Annotated in this window: 11 protein-coding genes and 1 pseudogene; 7 read left to right on the forward strand and 5 right to left on the reverse strand. The window is 46.6% G+C overall.

All coding sequences use genetic code 11. The annotated features are described in order from the left end of the window. Positions 1–54 precede the first annotated feature (54 nt). Positions 55–1248 carry an MFS transporter gene (locus PCH02S_RS21125; RefSeq protein ID WP_127455935.1) on the reverse strand — a complete coding sequence of 398 codons (1194 nt, stop codon included), beginning with the start codon at positions 1246–1248 and terminating at the stop codon, positions 55–57. A gap of 149 nt (positions 1249–1397) precedes the next feature. Between PCH02S_RS21125 and PCH02S_RS21130 the strand changes: the two genes are divergently transcribed. Further along, on the forward strand, positions 1398–2003 hold the full coding sequence (locus PCH02S_RS21130) for a TetR/AcrR family transcriptional regulator (RefSeq protein WP_127455936.1): 606 nt from the start codon (positions 1398–1400) through the stop codon (positions 2001–2003). A 135-nt stretch (positions 2004–2138) separates the two neighbouring features. On the opposite strand, the pseudogene PCH02S_RS21135 reads toward PCH02S_RS21130, so the two are convergent. Further along, positions 2139–2416: pseudogene (locus PCH02S_RS21135) on the reverse strand (VOC family protein). Positions 2417–3146: 730 nt separating this feature from the next. On the opposite strand from PCH02S_RS21135, the gene PCH02S_RS21140 reads away from it, so the two are divergent. The 4 genes from PCH02S_RS21140 (at position 3147) to PCH02S_RS21155 (ending at position 7171) form a co-directional block, all read left to right on the forward strand. Continuing rightward, on the forward strand, positions 3147–4004 hold the full coding sequence (locus PCH02S_RS21140) for a MurR/RpiR family transcriptional regulator (protein WP_456093940.1): 858 nt from the start codon (positions 3147–3149) through the stop codon (positions 4002–4004). 67 nt (positions 4005–4071) lie between these two features. Further along, the gene (locus PCH02S_RS21145) at positions 4072–5379 is read left to right on the forward strand and encodes an ABC transporter substrate-binding protein (protein ID WP_127455938.1); all 1308 of its coding nucleotides are present in this window, start codon (positions 4072–4074) and stop codon (positions 5377–5379) included. Positions 5380–5401: 22 nt separating this feature from the next. After that, positions 5402–6331 carry a carbohydrate ABC transporter permease gene (locus PCH02S_RS21150; RefSeq protein ID WP_127455939.1) on the forward strand — a complete coding sequence of 310 codons (930 nt, stop codon included), beginning with the start codon at positions 5402–5404 and terminating at the stop codon, positions 6329–6331. A 15-nt stretch (positions 6332–6346) separates the two neighbouring features. Continuing rightward, a complete protein-coding gene (locus PCH02S_RS21155) occupies positions 6347–7171 on the forward strand; it encodes a carbohydrate ABC transporter permease (RefSeq protein ID WP_127455940.1) in 825 nt (274 codons plus the stop codon). A gap of 79 nt (positions 7172–7250) precedes the next feature. Here PCH02S_RS21155 and PCH02S_RS21160 read toward each other — a convergent pair whose 3' ends face one another. The 3 genes from PCH02S_RS21160 to PCH02S_RS21170 all read right to left on the reverse strand — a co-directional run bounded on the left by PCH02S_RS21160 (position 7251) and on the right by PCH02S_RS21170 (position 11977). Beyond that, positions 7251–7934 carry an MBL fold metallo-hydrolase gene (locus PCH02S_RS21160; protein ID WP_127455941.1) on the reverse strand — a complete coding sequence of 228 codons (684 nt, stop codon included), beginning with the start codon at positions 7932–7934 and terminating at the stop codon, positions 7251–7253. Between the two features lie 136 nt (positions 7935–8070). Continuing rightward, on the reverse strand, positions 8071–9732 hold the full coding sequence (locus tag PCH02S_RS21165) for an S-layer homology domain-containing protein (protein WP_164819660.1): 1662 nt from the start codon (positions 9730–9732) through the stop codon (positions 8071–8073). 31 nt (positions 9733–9763) lie between these two features. Further along, positions 9764–11977 carry an amidase family protein gene (locus PCH02S_RS21170; protein ID WP_127455943.1) on the reverse strand — a complete coding sequence of 738 codons (2214 nt, stop codon included), beginning with the start codon at positions 11975–11977 and terminating at the stop codon, positions 9764–9766. Between the two features lie 436 nt (positions 11978–12413). Here PCH02S_RS21170 and PCH02S_RS21175 point away from each other — a divergent pair, with 436 nt between their 5' ends. Both PCH02S_RS21175 and PCH02S_RS21180 read left to right on the forward strand, forming a co-directional pair. Beyond that, on the forward strand, positions 12414–13583 hold the full coding sequence (locus PCH02S_RS21175) for an asparaginase (RefSeq protein WP_407670113.1): 1170 nt from the start codon (positions 12414–12416) through the stop codon (positions 13581–13583). A gap of 21 nt (positions 13584–13604) precedes the next feature. Continuing rightward, positions 13605–16163: an asparaginase domain-containing protein gene (locus PCH02S_RS21180; RefSeq protein WP_127455944.1), complete on the forward strand. Its 2559-nt coding sequence runs from the start codon at positions 13605–13607 to the stop codon at positions 16161–16163. Positions 16164–16270: the final 107 nt, after the last annotated feature.

Consider the following 16270-nt stretch of genomic DNA (forward strand, 5'->3'; position numbering starts at 1 on the left):
TTTTGGTATTTTCAGAAGAAAGGAGGAACTGTGGTCCTCTATTTCCAAGTTCCCTTATTTGCTTTTACGCTCCGTCAAGAAATACAGGAAAGCAATGAAAGTCAGTGCCACCCCGATGCATCCACTCGATACCCAGCCGCCATGCGCATAGGTTAATCCACCTAAAAATGAGCCCACCGCTCCGCCGATGAAGAAAATCGCCATGAATAATCCATTGAATCTTCCCCTGGCTTCATTCCCCAGTGAAAAAATAATTCGCTGGCTGGCCACCAGATTGCCGGAAACCGCCATATCAAGCGTAACCGCAACGACGAAAAGCAGGATGAGCGAAAAAAGTGAACCGTTGTGAAACACGACAATAAGCAGAAAGGACAAGATTGCAGTTGCAATTGCGCCTATGGTAATCGCCTTGGTAAGGCCTTTGTCCGCCAATCTTCCGGCAATAGGTGCAGCGATAGCTCCCGCCACACCAACAAGGGCGAATAAAGCGATGCCTTGTTGGGACATACCATATTCATCCGCCAATCGGAGAGGTACGGTCGTCCAAAAGAGGCTAAACGATCCGAAGAGGCAGGCTTGGTAAAAAGCGCGTCGTCTCAAAATCGGGTTCTTTTTGAACAGTTCAATTAAGGAAGCCACAAGTTGCGTGTACGTTAAGGTGCTTTCGGGGCTCCTTTTTGGCAGTAATTTAGCCAGTGAAATAGCTAAAAGAGCCATGACGACGGCGGATAACACGAAAATGGTGCGCCATCCCCAAATGCCGGCGATCAAGCTGGAAATCGGCCTTGCGAGCATGATGCCGAGTAAAAGGCCACTCATGACGTTGCCGACGACTCGGCCGCGCTGCTGGTCGCTAGATAAATATGCCGCAAGAGGGACGAGGATTTGCGCAACTACGGAGCCGGATCCGATCAGCAAGGCGGCTGTCAGGAACAGGACGGATTCCGAGGACACCGCGGCCAGGATCAAGGCAAGGACTACGATGGCAAGAGAGGTCACAATCAATCGGCGATTCTCTATTTTGTCACTCAGCGGAACGATGAACAGCAAGCCGGCTACGTAGCCGATTTGCGTTAAAGTTACGATCAACCCGGCTGCCCCTGAAGGCAGACCAAGTGCTGCGCTGATGGGACCCACAAGGGTTTGGGAATAATAAAGGTTGGCTACAATAAGGCCGCATGCCGCTGCCAGAACAACCATCATTGTTGTCGAGATCTCGTTTTGCGGTTTTGCAATGGACTTGCTCATAGGAATTGTTCCCCCTCTACAACAATGAATTTCAATTAAGTGAACGTTTCGTTTACTTAATAGCTATCACTATATACTGAACGAAGCGTTTTGTAAATACGCTAAATTTCATATATACTGATGGCAAAGGATAGAAAGGGGTCAGTTAAATGGCTCAAAAAGGTCGCCCGAGAGATGTAAAGCTTCAACATGTGATATTAACTGTAGCTTATGAGCTGCTATTGGAAGGTGGATTTGAAGAAGTAACCATCGATAAAATTGCTGAAAAAGCAGGCGTGAGCAAGGCGACCATCTATAAATGGTGGCCCAATAAAGCCGCTGTCGTGGCTGAAGGTTTTTTTGAAGCTGCGGCCAGCCGCCTGCCTGTCCCGGATACAGGCTCTGTTCTGAAAGACATTACGCAACATGCCGTAAATTTATCTTTGTTCATGGAAAGCAAAGAAGGTAGAGTGATCTCGGAGTTAATTGGCCAAGGACAGATGGATTCTGCATTAATCCAGGTTTTCCGAGAATACTATGTAAAGCCTCGGCGCTCAGAGTCCGCTATGATTCTGAGAAGAGGGATTGACCGCGAAGAGTTAGGTAAAGAACTGGATGTAGAGTCCAGCATCGATTTGATCTATGGACCCTTGTTTTACCGCCTGTTAGTTAGCGGGGGGTCCTTAACAGTGGAAAATGTGAAGCGGATGATTTACACCGTTTTCAATGGATTGATTTCCACGGGCAAGGCAAAGATAAATCTATTGGATTTATAGATGAGAATGTAACCACAGATGCAAGGTTCCCAATTAGTGGGATACTCTCCATCTCGCGAAGAAGACGCCGGGGAAGGTACCCGGCGTCTTTCCTCGTTATTTCAAGTATGAGTGCGCTCTCCGTTATCCTTAACCTTAAGCCGCTTCTGTGTTCATGTAGTTGATTGCCCACATATGGCCGTCCAAGTCCTCGAATGCCCAATGATACATGAATCCATAATCCTCAGGTTCTTCGTACGATTTCCCACCCAAGGAGACCGCAGTATTCACGATTTCATCCACCTTTTCTCGGCTTTCGAAGGCCAATGGAATTGCGGGTTGAGCTCGAATCCGAGTCCGGTGAAGAACGCCTTCGATTGTTCGACGATGCTTACAGGCAGATTGAAGCTCGTGAATGTGGACACTAATGCCATTTTTAAACACCTCATCGTCAAATTGGATTGTTGTCATGAGAGCCTTCGTTTATTTAGCAAACCCAGTATATCAATGAACTTCTCAACGTAGCAGAGTTGCACATAAGTTAGATTCTGTTTGTCGATCTCAATGAACTTCCTATCGACTTCACTCCGTCGACCGAGGATGAAGCTGTAGCTTGGTCTGACTGCTAATGCGATCCTCCCCTAATTGACGGGAACTACGGTCCGTTATTTTGCTGTAAAAGCACACTTTCCACGTGGAAGTGGAACTGTGGGTCGCTATTTTGCTGATTTCAGCTGTGTAACGCGCTATCTGGACAATTAAGACCCTGTAGTTCGGCTCGGATAAGATACAACCTGTTTTGCTTGAAATAGGGGACTACAGTTCCCTTTAGAGTGCTGATGGGGGGGCAAAACTGCCGATGTGCAAGCAAGCTAAACGGGAGGGTCATGGATGAACTTTCCTGAAAGTTTATATATGGAGCTTTATTTGCTTCGTGCCTTTCTGTGAACAGTGGCGCGCGATGTGACATTTTCTGCGCTAAAAAAATAGTTGAAAAAATGTATACGCTTTAATTTTGGGATGTGATAGTTTACATAACATAGGAGAAATAAAATTTCAAAAAAGTATTTACAACATGAAATAAAACTCATTATAATGAGGATTATAAGTCAGCTTTATTAACATAAAATTGAGATATCGAAAAAACGGTTGAGGATGTTGCCTATGTTAAAAGGTGGATTAGTGAGCATAGAGGCTGCTATGGCAAGCTTGACGCCGAGTGAGCGAAAAGTTGCACAGTATATTTTGGAACATCCGCAAGAGGTAGTTAGCCTTTCGGTACAGAAATTGGCGGAGTTAGCCAGTGTTAGTGAAGCGACAATTATACGGCTTTCCCGTTCGCTTCATTTTAAAGGGTTTCAGGAACTTAAGATGCGAGTCGCCGGGGATTTGTCGCAGACGTCATTACCGACAGAAGCGTATCAGGAAATTAATGCGAACAGTTCAGTAGGAGAACTCATTAAATCAGTCACAACAAACAATATTGTTTCAATTCAAGATACATTAACCGTTCTTTCGCCAGAAAGTGTAGAGAAAGCTATACAAACGCTAAGCGCTGCAAGGAAAATTGGCGTGTTTGGCGTAGGCGCCTCAGGGGTCATTGCGGAGGATTTCAAGCAAAAGCTTTCACGGATTAACCGGTGGTGCGAAATTGGTACGGGGTTCGATGCCCAAGCTACGATTGCGGCCAACTTGCTTCCCGGTGATGTGGTTTTTGGCATTTCCTACACGGGTCAAACGGAAGATATGATTCGTTCGCTCGCTGTAGCTAAGAAAAATGGCGCAGTTGTCATTACATTGACGAGATTTGGAGCTAATCCGGTGGCGGAGCTTGCTGATATCCAGTTGTTTATTAGTACCTTGGAGAAAAGTATTCGCAGCGGAGCGATGGCATCAAGAATTGCTCAGCTGAATGTCATAGATATTTTGTATGTAGGAATCGCGGGTTGTCATTACGAGGAAAGTGTGAAATCGCTGGATATGACTCGGCAAGCAGTTAGTGTGGGAAAACGTAACGGATAACGGTTTGGTCCTCTTGTGGTTTTGGAGGTTAAACATAGATATGAAAAATTAAAGGGAGGCTTTTTTTATGAAACGTTTATTCAGTGGGGCAGTTTTAACGATGGTCGCAGCATCCTCCATGCTTGTAGCATGCAGCAGTAACACCGCAACGCCAAGTGCAACTTCCGGTACAGCAAGTACTGCACCAACAACAACAGCAGCGCCACAGGATAAAGTAAAGCTGACAATGGGTAGCTGGCGTACAGAAGATACAGAAGCTTACGCAAAGATCATTGCAGAGTTCAAAAAGAAAAACCCGAACATTGATATCGAGTTTAAACCGACCAAGAATACAGAATATAATACAGCTCTGAATACAGCTCTACAAAGCGGGAACGGTCCTGATATTATTCATCTTCGTCCTTATGCGGCAGGTGCAGCTTTGGCGGATGCGGGCTACTTGGAGCCGTTGACGAATGTTAAAGGCATGGATGTTTTCTCGAAAGACACCTTGCTCGCTGCTACGGGATCCGACGGGAAAGTATACGGGGTTCCGACGGTTTTCAGCTCAACGCAAGTGTTCTATAACAAGAAAATCTTCCAAAAATATAATCTTCAAGAACCTAAGACATGGGATGAGCTTGTAAAAACAGCGGATACATTGAAGAAAAATAAAGTAACGCCATTCGCGTTTGGTTCTAAAGAAGGCTGGATTCTTTCGCTGACGGAAGGAACGCTTGGACCGTCTGTATACGGAACGGATTTTATGAAGAAAATTCTTAGCGGTGCTGCGAACTTCAAAAGTCCGGAGTATGTGGCTTCCATTAAAATGATGAAAGATTTAACCCCTTATTTCCCGGATAACTATGTAGGAATCGGCATGGACGACATGAGAAATATGTTTGTGACGGAGCAAGCAGCCATGATGGTTATGGGAGATTGGGAATATGCCGTTATGAAGAAAACGAATCCTGATCTACAAATGGATGTATTCCCGGTTCCGCCAGTGAAGGCAGATGGCAAGCAAACGGTAACGACTTGGGTGGACGGTTCATTCTCCGTTAATGCCAAATCCGCTCATAAACAGGAAGCTCTGAAGTTCATGGAGTTTTTGACGTCCAAAGAGTTCGGAGCACTTGCTGTGAATGAATTGCAGAAACCAAGCACGATTCCAGGTGTGCCGGCAAATGATCCATTGGTAGCTAAAATCGCCAAAAATGCCGATTCGATCTCCACGCCGTATGCTGCAGTCGTTTACTTTAATGCAGGTAACCCGACAACGAAAGCGACATTAGAAAACTCCATCCAAGGGATGTATTTGAACAAATTAACTCCTGAGCAAGTGACAGAGGAAGTTCAAAAGAGTGCGGATTCCTGGTTTAAACCAAAGAAATAAGTAAAGTAAAGGTGTGGGGGACATGAATAACTTGGCCAAAACGTCCGGGTGGAAAAAGGGAGCAGTTCATCTGTTCCCGGTCCCTGCCCTTGCAGTGTATATCCTGTTCGTTATTTACCCGATTCTATCCGCGTTTGGTTACAGCTTCTTTGATTGGAAAGGCCTCGTTCGCGGAGAATTCATTGGTCTAGGCAATTTCGTAAGTTTGTTTACGAAGGAGCCGTTTAATCATCTGTTTTGGAACGCCTTTGGCCATAATCTTTATTATTTTGCTGTAGAGATGGCTGTACAAAACGTACTTGCCTTTGTGCTTGCTTATCTGGTTTATAGCAAAGTTAAAGGTTCTAATTTCTTGAAAATGGCTTATTTCTTACCGAGGCTGCTGTCTGTCATTGTGGTAGGCTTCTTGTGGAAGCTTATGTTGAACCCGAATAATGGCGTCGTGAATGTTATGCTCAAAAAGATCGGCCTTGTTTCATGGGCAAAGCCTTGGCTTGGGGATCCGGCTACGGCGCTTACCTCGATTACCATCGTCAATAGTTGGTTTGGCGTTGGTTTCTCGATGTTAATCTTCCTTGCCGGTTTACATGCAATTTCTACGGAAGTTATTGAAGCGGCTAGGATGGATGGCGTTAAGGGGTTTCGTTTAATCCGCTCGATGATCCTTCCTATGATGAGTCAGTCGCTGATCATTATTACGGTTTTCACGTTTATCCATGCTTTCGAAGCGTTCGAACTGATTTATGCGATGGAAGGCTCGCAAGGTGAACCCTACAACTCGACGGACACGCTCGCTGTATTTTTTTATCGCATTGCATTTGGTGGCTCGTCCGGCGGAGATTCGGTGGCGCTTGGTCTTGGTTCCGCATTGGCTGTTGTGTTATTTTTCATTATTGCAACGATTTCCGCTTTGTTCCTGTACTTCACCAGGAACCAGTCGGCTCAGCATTAAGACAGGAGGCGGACCATGAAAACCAACAAATCAGTTCGGGGACTCCAATATGCTGCGGCGTATTTGGGGGCACTGGTCAGTTTGTATCCGATTTTTCTGATGCTGACCTCCTCGTTGAAAACGAATATTCAAATATTGAAAAATCCAATGTCACTGCCAACGTCCATCTCGTTTGCAGCCTACAGTAAATTAGTGCATCAAATACCGTTTTTCAGCTATTTCTGGAATAGTCTTGTAGTGAGTGTTGTGTCAGTGGTTCTCATTTTGCTGTTTGGTGTGATGGCTTCCTTCTATATTGCCAGATATCCGTTCCGCTGGAATGGAGCCTTGTTTTTTTTCTTTCTCTTGGGCATGATGATACCCATCAAACTCGGGATTGTACCTTTGTTTCTTTTAATGAAGAAACTCTCGATGCTAAACAGTATTTGGTCATTAATTAGTGTGTATACGGCGATCGGATTGCCGTTAGCTATTCTCATTTTAACGGGCTTCTTCAGAACGCTGCCGAAGGAGTTGGAAGAAGCGGCACGCATCGATGGTTCGTCTGATTTTGGTGTGATGTGGCATGTTTTACTGCCTTTAATTCGGCCAGCACTCGGGACGGTCATGATTATGAATTTCATCATGGCATGGAATGATTTCTTTTTCCCGCTAATTTTCATACAGGATGATGCGAAGAAGACAATTCCGGTCGGTATGCTCTCCTTGTTCGGGCAGTACTCGACAGACTTAAGTATGCTGTTCGCTGGGCTAACCCTGGCCTCTGTGCCGATGATGGTTATTTTCTTCTTGGCTTCCAAGCAGTTTATGGAAGGCATGACGGCTGGAGCAGTTAAGTAATTTCATGTTGAGAAAATCACAAAAAGAACCTCCATATCCACGAAACTAGTGGAAATGGAGGTTTTTTTACTTGCAATAATTAGTTATTCACTACGGGGCCTGCCGTAACGATTTCCTGCAAACGCGCCTGCAGATTGTCGGTACAAATACCGCCATGGAATGCGATGATTGCATCGAGCTCAAGCTCTTGGAGCTTCGCAATGGATGCCAGTGCCGTTTCCTGATCCGGTGTATAGGTTGGGTTATAGGATTGCAGAACGCCGTCCTTCGCTGTTAGAGCATCGCCAGCGATCAAGGTTTTGCTCGGGATATGATAATAGGAGGTATGATCCGGCGTGTGACCTGGCGTATAGACGACACGAATGCCGCCAACAAACGGTAAAATATCGCCGTCTTTAAGCGCTACGTCGACCTTGACGGGTGGAGCTAGCTTTTTGCTCTTCACGAGGGGGATCTCCCCGGCTAGATAAGGCACGGCCCTTTCGTGAGCCAGCACTTGAACCTGGTCTCCGAGAGCTTCCACAAGCGCCGGAAGGCTGCCGATATGATCCATGTCTTGGTGGGTAATGATAATTTTGGTCAACTTCTCGAAAGGAATGGACAATTCCTGAAACGCGGCACGAATCAGCTCTAGTTGGCCGGGGATGCCTGTATCAAAAAGAATGACGTCTTGATCGTCCCATAGGATAGTTGGGATGAAGGAGTTGCTGTTGTTTGCTACGCTTAGCTGGATTGTTGTAATACCTGAGCCCAATTGAACCAATTCGAACACCGCCTAATTAAGAATGTATACTCTCTTATTATTCCTCTATTGCTGCAGAAAAACAAGTTCTTCGTAGAGGGAAAAAGGGAGGTGGCGAGGGGGTGGGGGACTGGCGTCCCCTCCCTGTTCGTTTGGTTTATTTCGATAACAAACGGTATAATACCTGCGCTGCTTCAGCTCGCGTTGCAAAGCCTTGAGGCTCGAATTGGCCTTCGGAGCGGCCTTGTATCAAATCTAGAGCTGCTGCTGCTTTTACATCAGCCAAGGCCCATTCTCCGATGGCGGCTTCGTCCGAGAAAGAGGACGCTGCTGCCGGATCGGTTTTACCGTGCAGAAGGCTGTATGACCGCATCAGTATGGCCGTCATTTCCTCGCGCGAAACCAAAGCGTTCGGCTCGAACTTATCGGTTTCTCTGCCATTCACAATGCCGGCTTGTACGGCAGCGGCAACCTCAGGGGCGAACCAGTCGGATGATTGCACATCCTGGAATGAGGTGGTTGAATTGGTCATCTTCAATTTCAAGGCTCTTGCCATAAGTGCCGTAAATTGTGCGCGTGTGACCTTGCTCTCGGGTTCGAAGTTTTGTTCACTTGTACCGCTAATAATAAGTTTAGAGGCCAATGCTTGAATGACATCCGCCGCCCAGTGGGATTGTGGAACATCAGCGAAAGATTTAGATACTTCCAGAACGGTGTATTTGCTGAAATGAGAGATGTCGGAGCTTAAATCACCACTAAAGTAAGTTCCTCCTACGCGCTCCAGCCCTCCATTATCCGAGATGTAATATACACTGCTCAGTTTTGGATCTACAGCAGAATCGAGTTTGAACTGAATTTGAACAGGTTGTTCGAAACTGGTGACGCTCATGGTTTGGCCTGCTTTAGTCGTCACATACAGCTTAATGTTGTAGATCAAACTGCCCAGCTTCACTCTCGCGCCTAGTTGATTCTTAGCTTGATTCAACACGCTCTCGCCAACTGCTGATTCGGTAAGTGGTTCGATGGCTAGTGTGATTTTACTGTCGGAGCGTTCCGGCTCGCTGACAAGATTGATCAGCTGGGAGAATACTTTCGCTGGCAATTCCAGTTTGAGCTTCTCCGCTTGAATCTCAAGCTTTTTATCGCCTAGCAACTCGGCGGTGTTAGAAGGTAAAAGGATCTGCTGAGCACCCGTTGGCAGGGAAATGTCAATCTGCTCTGTTCCGCTGGTCTGTAGTTGTTCCGGTTTCACGGAAACAACATTTGGTTCTGCAGGGGTTGAGACCGTCGGTGTCGGATAGCTTCCTAATGTCGGCCTTTCTCGGCTATCTACCAGGAGAGTTGCTTTGGCATTCGGCGTAATCAGTTTCTCTTCCTTGAGAGAGCTGGTGCTGATCTTAACTTGTTCTAGCGTTAGATCTACAGTGCCGGTACCTACTGCCCTGAAAGTTAAGGTACCGAGTTTGACAGAGCCGCTCAGACCGGTTAATGATCCTGTTTTTGTATAAACGAGCTGCACATGTGTGCCGCCTTCCTGCACAATCTTGATTGGAAGTGCAAAGCCGTTCAGATCGGTGAATTTCTGCGTAGTATCCGGCTGAAGGATGGACCCGTCATAATACAGGTTAAGCTCATAAGCAAAAAGATCGTTTAAGGAATCGCCTTGGATGTCTACCTTTACTGTTTGATTTTGCAGTAAGGAGTTTGTTGAAGTTGTTACAGAAAATACAGGGTCGACGGAGGCTGCCGCAACCTGCGGAAGCCAAAGTCCAATAGCTAAACATAAAGATAAAGTAAGCCCGAGCAGCAAACGTGCCATATCTATGTCCCGACCTTTCATTGAAAATTGCTTACGGTGTTAATACGAGCTTGGACTCCTCCTCGGTTGTTAGGGCAGGGGTGGATGCCGGCATCGTACGAACGTGGGTCGCTTGTTCAAAGGAATATGCCAGTTTAATCAAAGTTCCTTCGTCGTATTCTCTCCCCAGGAGTTCAATTCCGAATGGAACTTGGTTGTTGTAGCCTGCCGGGAAGCTGATGGCCGGGAACCCGGAATAAGGGCTTAATCGGTTCGCATTCCCTGATGTAGTTGCATACATGATGGCATCTAATGAATTTTCACCTAATACTTGAGTTAGCGATTGTTGTGTGAGTTTTGTGCGTTCCCAAAGATCTTTATAGTAGTTGAGTGTTTCCAATGTCGTCACGTTATCGCGCTGAATCATTGAACTTTTTTGGCTTTGTAAAATGTCGTTGGATGCAATGATTTCTGTCAGTGTCTTGTAGGGAGCGTTCGCGCCGAGAGTAGCCAAGTAATCATTTAGATCAAACTTAAATTCCGTACCGCTCAAGCTGGCATAGCCGAGGATTTTGGATTGGTTCGGTATGATTACGTTGTCGACAATGGTTGCGCCAAGTTCTTTCATCTTTGCAATGGCCGCATTGAAAGCGGGATCGTTGCCGGTTGACAGTGAGCGTATGACGCCGATTCTTGCTCCCTTTAAACCGTCCTTATCCAAATAATCGGTATAGCTCTTCGGAATATTGCCGGTTGATAGAGCGGTTACCAGGTCGTTCGGGTCATATCCGCTCACGACATCAAGTGCAATCGCAGCATCGGCCACGGATCGAGCCATTGGACCGCCGACATCTTGAGAGTGGGCGAGAGGAATGATGCCTTCACGGCTCGTCAACCCAATTGTAGGACGAATACCGACGAGTGCGTTGCGCGAGGATGGAATTCGAATAGAGCCGCCTGTATCTGTTCCGAGGCCGATCGTGCCGAAGTTTGCCGCAAGAGCCGCACCGGTACCGCCGCTTGACCCGCCGGGATTCGTGGTCAGATCATACGGGTTTTTGGTCTGCCCGCCAAGCGAACTGAGTGTTGTCGTTCCGAAGGCGAATTCATGGAGATTAGATTTTGCGAGTATAATTGCGCCTGCATTCTTCAGCTTTTTAATCATATACGCATCGGTCGAGGTGTTGTTTGCTTTTAGACAAATACATCCAGCTGTTGTTGGCATACCAATTGTATTGAAGTTGTCCTTCACAATAACGGGGATTCCGTGAAGCGGCCCTCTAGGCCCATTTTCGCTGCGCTCCTTGTCGAGAGCCGCAGCTTCTTCGAGTGCCTTCGGATTGATATTAAGAATGGCCTTGATTTCAGGACCCTTTTGATCATATGCATTGATACGCGCCAAATATTTCGTGACAAGCTGAACAGCTGTCAGTTTACCGGCATTCATCGCATTTTGAATATCCATCACCGATGCTTCCATCAGCTCGAATTGCTTTGTATCATACAATACCTTTTTGCCTAATAAGCCTAGATCCGTCAGATCAATCGATCCGTTTTGGTTGAAATCGGCGCCAGCCGCCTTGGACCATGAAGCGTGAGTAGATGTAATACCGTAATAAGGAGCGAGCAAAGCTAAATCACCGATATCAAGCGCATCATTACCATTCAGGTCTCCGGTAACTTGGTTTGTTTGCAAGCTGAGGCTGCCAAAACGCGTTGCTTGGATTATGCCTGTATCTGCAAGGCCAAGCTCAGCGCTCACCTTAATATCCTGTACGCCGCCATTTGCTTTTGCTTTGAATTTAAGGCGGATCAGTGTTTTATTATTGACGGCTGACTCGCTAATGCTGGCAGCGACGACTGTTGCCTTACCTAGCTCTGCATTTTGTCCAACGATAGTAGTTGAACTGTCTACGGCTTGTACATCGATAAAATCAACTCGGGCAGGATTAAACTCGATGATAAATTTCTGGGCAGTCACTTTACCGGTAACTCCGGTTAACGCGACATCAACATCGAATGACGCTCCGCTGATTGTCGTTGAAGGACCTGTCAGAAGGACGGATTCCGAACCTGGTGGCAAAACGACAACATTAGGAGCTGTTTGATAAACACTCTCTGTTACTGTAGACGAACTGTTCGGCGAATCGACGCTGGAGATCGAGGTTTCTGCGGCAGCGTTCATTGCTCCTATAGGCAACGTAGCTGCAATGAGGGCTGTGGAAAGAACCTTCGAAATAGAGTTTCTGGATAATAAGGATTTCATGAAGACGCCTCCAATAACGATTACGAATTTATTGAACGTGGGTAATTCTGAGGAAATGCTAGGTTGATAGAAATGATAAAAATGATGAATTAACCTGAGACCAATAACTTGAGAGGAATAATAAAGTGAATTTTATGTAAGATAATATCACCTCGATTTGTTTATTTTCACTTATGGACATCATTCTATTACATCGTTTGTTAATCAACAAGGTAGATTCTTCCAAGAAAGCGCATGCAAATATTTTAAAATTTATAGAGTTGTAACGCTAAAAACATAGATAAACTAGTGAATTATCTCGTAAAATAACGAAAATATAATATGTATGCGCTTTTATGGTTATGTTATGTATTTGATAAATAATATAACATTAAATACGATGGGGGTGTGTTTAAGCGTTTAAATCCAAAAATACCTAACATGGAGGTTTTCTTACGTGACATTTATTCATGAAAGTAAACTCAGCAAAAAGGTCCTCATCCCGTTCCTTGTCTTGGCTCTCTTTAGTATGATGTTGGTATTTATGAATCCGACCTCTGCGAGTGCGGCTGCGGCGATCCCTCCGCTATCCGATAGCAGAAATCCCCAGTTGCCTAACGTTATCGTTATCGCAACCGGCGGTACGCTTGCAGGTAAAGCAACGGATGCAACGAGTTTTCAAACTTATCAAGCAGGAACGTATCTGATGTCGGACTTGGTAAACCAATTGCCGAATAAAGATAAAATCGCTAATGTGAACACCTATCAATTTGGAAATAAAGGGTCAGGCAGTTATTCCATAGGTGACTTGTACGATCTGTCACTTGCTGTGGATCAAGCGTTAGAAGTCTATGATGGCGTGGTTGTCACTTCCGGGACGGACACGATGGAAGAAATCGCGTACTTTCTGGATCTCACAGTTAGAAGTGAAAAGCCGGTTGTCGTTACTGGGGCTATGAGACCTTGGGATGTTATCGGAACTGATGGTCCAGCGAACCTGTACAACGCCATTAAGCTTGCAGGCAGTGGAAAAACGAAGTCGTTTGGTACTGTCCTTATGCTGAATGACACCATTCAGGCAGCGAGAGAAGTGACCAAAACGAATGCTCACCGTATGGATACCTTTGAAACGCCTATCCTCGGCGCACTTGGTTATATCGATGAGACGAATATTAGTATTTATCGTGCTACGGCTAGAGCGCTTAAAGCAGGCGAAGCGGATTGGGCGACGCCATTTGACTTGAAGACGATTACGAAGGACAAGCTCCCTGCCGTAGAGATTGCTTATGCTTATCAGGATGCTGGAGGCGGCGCGATTAACGGTCTGGTAGCTGATGGCGTCAAAGGTATTGTGACGGCAGGAACAGGTGCGGGCGGCATTTCATCGAAGATGAGCGCAGCGCGCAGCAATGCCATCAAACAAGGTGTTATTTTCGTCACGACAACACGGACAGGTTCAGGTACTATGTATCCTAGCTCGAGTAACGGCATCATCGCCGGGGATAGCTTGAACGCACAGCATGCTCGAATTATGCTTCTGCTTTCTATGGCTTTTTCCAGTGATTTTAACGTGATTAAAGGTTGGTTTGGCACTTATGGTACGCAAGATGTGAAAGAGGCATCCTAATTCAGCGGGAGGTAAGATTTAATGAATGATATGGCTCATCCGAATATCAAAAGAAGCCTCATCCCGCTCTATTTCGTGTCTCTGATGCTCCTGTTGGCTGTATTGTTCAACCATCCGTCACATGCAGGTGCGGCGGAACCTTCGGGGACGGCTTTCCCGATCCCTCCGCTATCCGACAACAGAGACCCTGGGCTGCCTAACGTTGTTGTGATCGCAACCGGTGGAACGTTGGCGGGTAAAGCAAGAGATGCAACGAGTTTTCAAACCTATCAAGCGGGTACTTACTTGATGTCCGATCTTGTAAACCAACTGCCGAATAAAAACAAAATTGCCAATGTGAACACGTATCAATTTGGCAATAAAGGTTCAGGCAGTTATTCGATGGGAGATTTGTACGACCTATCACTTGCGGTAGATCAAGCATTGGAAGTTTATGATGGTGTGGTCGTTACTACTGGCACGGATACCATGGAGGAAATCGCTTATTTTCTTGACCTCACGGTAAGAAGCGAAAAGCCGGTCGTTGTCACTGGCGCCATGAGACCTTGGGATGTCATCGGAACAGATGGTCCGGCGAATTTGTACAATGCCATTAAGCTTGCAGGCAGCGGTAAAACGAAATCGTTCGGCACCGTGGTTATGCTGAATGACATCATCCAAGCAGCAAGGGATGTAACCAAGACGAACGCGCAACGCATGGATACGTTTGAAACACCGATTCTAGGTGCACTTGGTTATATTGATGAGACCAACATTCGTATCTATCGCACTACTGCGAAACGTTTCAAAGCAGGCCGGGCGGATTGGGCAACCCCTTTCGATCTGAAGAAAATCACGAAGGATAAACTCCCTGCAGTTGAAATTGTATATGGCTACCAAGATAGCTCAGCTGGTGCGATTAAAGGGTTTGTTGCGGAGGGTGCGAAGGGGATCGTGACCGCCGGCACGGGCGCAGGCGGCATTTCGTCGAAGATGAGCACGGCGCGCAGTAATGCCATCAAGCAAGGTGTTATTTTCGTCACCACAACAAGAACGGGCTCGGGCACGATGTACCCTGGCGGCGGGAACGGTATTATCGCTGGAGACAGTTTGAATCCGCAGCATGCCAGAATTATGCTTTTGTTGTCCTTGGCTTTTTCCAATGATTTTAATACGATCAAGAACTGGTTTGGAACTGTTGGAACGCAGGCCATTCAACTCAAGACGCAAGCACCTGATATTGAAGCTCCGGTATGGCCGCAGGGCAGCGCCCTTCAGGTTACGAATATCGGTCAGAATAGCTTGACTCTAAGTTGGCCGGAGGCGTCGGATGATATTGGCGTGAAGCAATACCGAATTTATGAGACAGGAAGCGGCACTGTGGTAGGAAATGTATATGCTTCAGTGACGAATGGCGTGTACGCCTCGGTTACTAATACTGTCTACTCCTCAGTTACAGGAAGTGTCTATTATTCTTTTAACCTCAGTACGCTAACGGCTGGTACGACCTATACATTCAGTGTTACAGCGATAGATGCTGCGGGTAATGAGAGTATTGGGCTTAGCAAGACGATTCAGACTAACTCGCCAAGAAGCTCGTCAGATTCAACGGGCTCGGCAAACTCGGGTTCAGTTTCTCCTGTTGTACCTGTCAAGTTAGATGTGACGGTTCCAGCAGGTGTAACACGGAGTGTAAGTTGGAAGGATGCCATTTGGATTGCCATACCTGAGGGAGCAACGAGTCAAGAGCTTCATCTAACAGCTGAGGCCTTGCAAAATGTAGATGGGTTAGTCAGCGATAGTCGTAAGCTGCTTAGTTCTGTTTTTGAGATTTTGAAAAATTTCACGCAGAACTTCAACAAGCCAGTAAGTATTTCGCTCTTGTTCGAACCGGCCAAGTTAGGCCAAGATCAGCAGCCATCTGTTTTTTATTACGATGAAACGAAAAAGTCATGGATTGAAATCGGCGGAACCGTCGTGGATAACAAAATAACAGTGGAAGTAGATCACTTTACGAAGTTTGCTGTATTTGCTGTGGACAAACCGAAGAGCCCTGGAAGTGCGGAAATTTCCTTCTCGGATATTGCTGGACACTGGGCGGAACTGGACATCAAGCAAGCTGTAACGCAGAAAATCATCAGTGGCTATGCGGACGGAACGTTCAAACCGGACAATTCGGTTACGAGGGCCGAGTTTACAGTCATGCTGATGAACGCGCTGAAGGTTGACAAAAAGGGCACGGCGCCTGCGTTCACAGATCAGCAGCAGATCCCAGCGTGGGCTGAAACGGCGGTAGCTCAAGCGGTAGATTTGGGAATCATTCACGGCTATGAGGACCAGACTTTCCGGCCGGACGGCTTGATTTCCCGCGTGGAAATGGCGGCCATGATTTCGGCAGCTTTGGATACGACGCCGGCAGCGCAAGCGGCAACCAGCTTTGCCGATGACCAAGAGATCCCGGCATGGGCGAAAGGGCATGTAGAGAGTATTCGCCTACTAGGCATTATCGACGGACGCAGCAGTAATAAGTTTGAGCCGGCGGATACAGCTACGCGGGCGGAAGCGGTTAAGGTGCTCATGAAAATGATGCAGCGGAAATAGAAGAAAAAGGCCACCTTCGGGTGGTTTTTTTCTGGTGGTGGGAACTGCGGTCCTCTATTTCGCTGAAAAGGTACAGTTTCGGCCTGGGAGGGGAACTTCGGTCCGCT

Origin of the sequence: Paenibacillus chondroitinus NBRC 15376 (genome assembly GCF_004000765.1) — a bacterium.
In the GTDB taxonomy this organism is placed as follows: domain Bacteria; phylum Bacillota; class Bacilli; order Paenibacillales; family NBRC-103111; genus Paenibacillus_E; species Paenibacillus_E chondroitinus.

Excerpts from the sequence above, each read along its gene's own strand:
- PCH02S_RS21125 (WP_127455935.1), bottom strand. The coding sequence starts at position 1,248 with ATGAGCAAGTCCATTGCAAAACCGCAAAACGAGATCTCGACAACAATG.
- PCH02S_RS21130 (WP_127455936.1), top strand. The coding sequence starts at position 1,398 with ATGGCTCAAAAAGGTCGCCCGAGAGATGTAAAGCTTCAACATGTGATA.
- PCH02S_RS21140 (WP_456093940.1), top strand. The coding sequence starts at position 3,147 with ATGTTAAAAGGTGGATTAGTGAGCATAGAGGCTGCTATGGCAAGCTTG.
- PCH02S_RS21145 (WP_127455938.1), top strand. The coding sequence starts at position 4,072 with ATGAAACGTTTATTCAGTGGGGCAGTTTTAACGATGGTCGCAGCATCC.
- PCH02S_RS21150 (WP_127455939.1), top strand. The coding sequence starts at position 5,402 with ATGAATAACTTGGCCAAAACGTCCGGGTGGAAAAAGGGAGCAGTTCAT.
- PCH02S_RS21155 (WP_127455940.1), top strand. The coding sequence starts at position 6,347 with ATGAAAACCAACAAATCAGTTCGGGGACTCCAATATGCTGCGGCGTAT.
- PCH02S_RS21165 (WP_164819660.1), bottom strand. The coding sequence starts at position 9,732 with ATGGCACGTTTGCTGCTCGGGCTTACTTTATCTTTATGTTTAGCTATT.
- PCH02S_RS21170 (WP_127455943.1), bottom strand. The coding sequence starts at position 11,977 with ATGAAATCCTTATTATCCAGAAACTCTATTTCGAAGGTTCTTTCCACA.
- PCH02S_RS21180 (WP_127455944.1), top strand. The coding sequence starts at position 13,605 with ATGAATGATATGGCTCATCCGAATATCAAAAGAAGCCTCATCCCGCTC.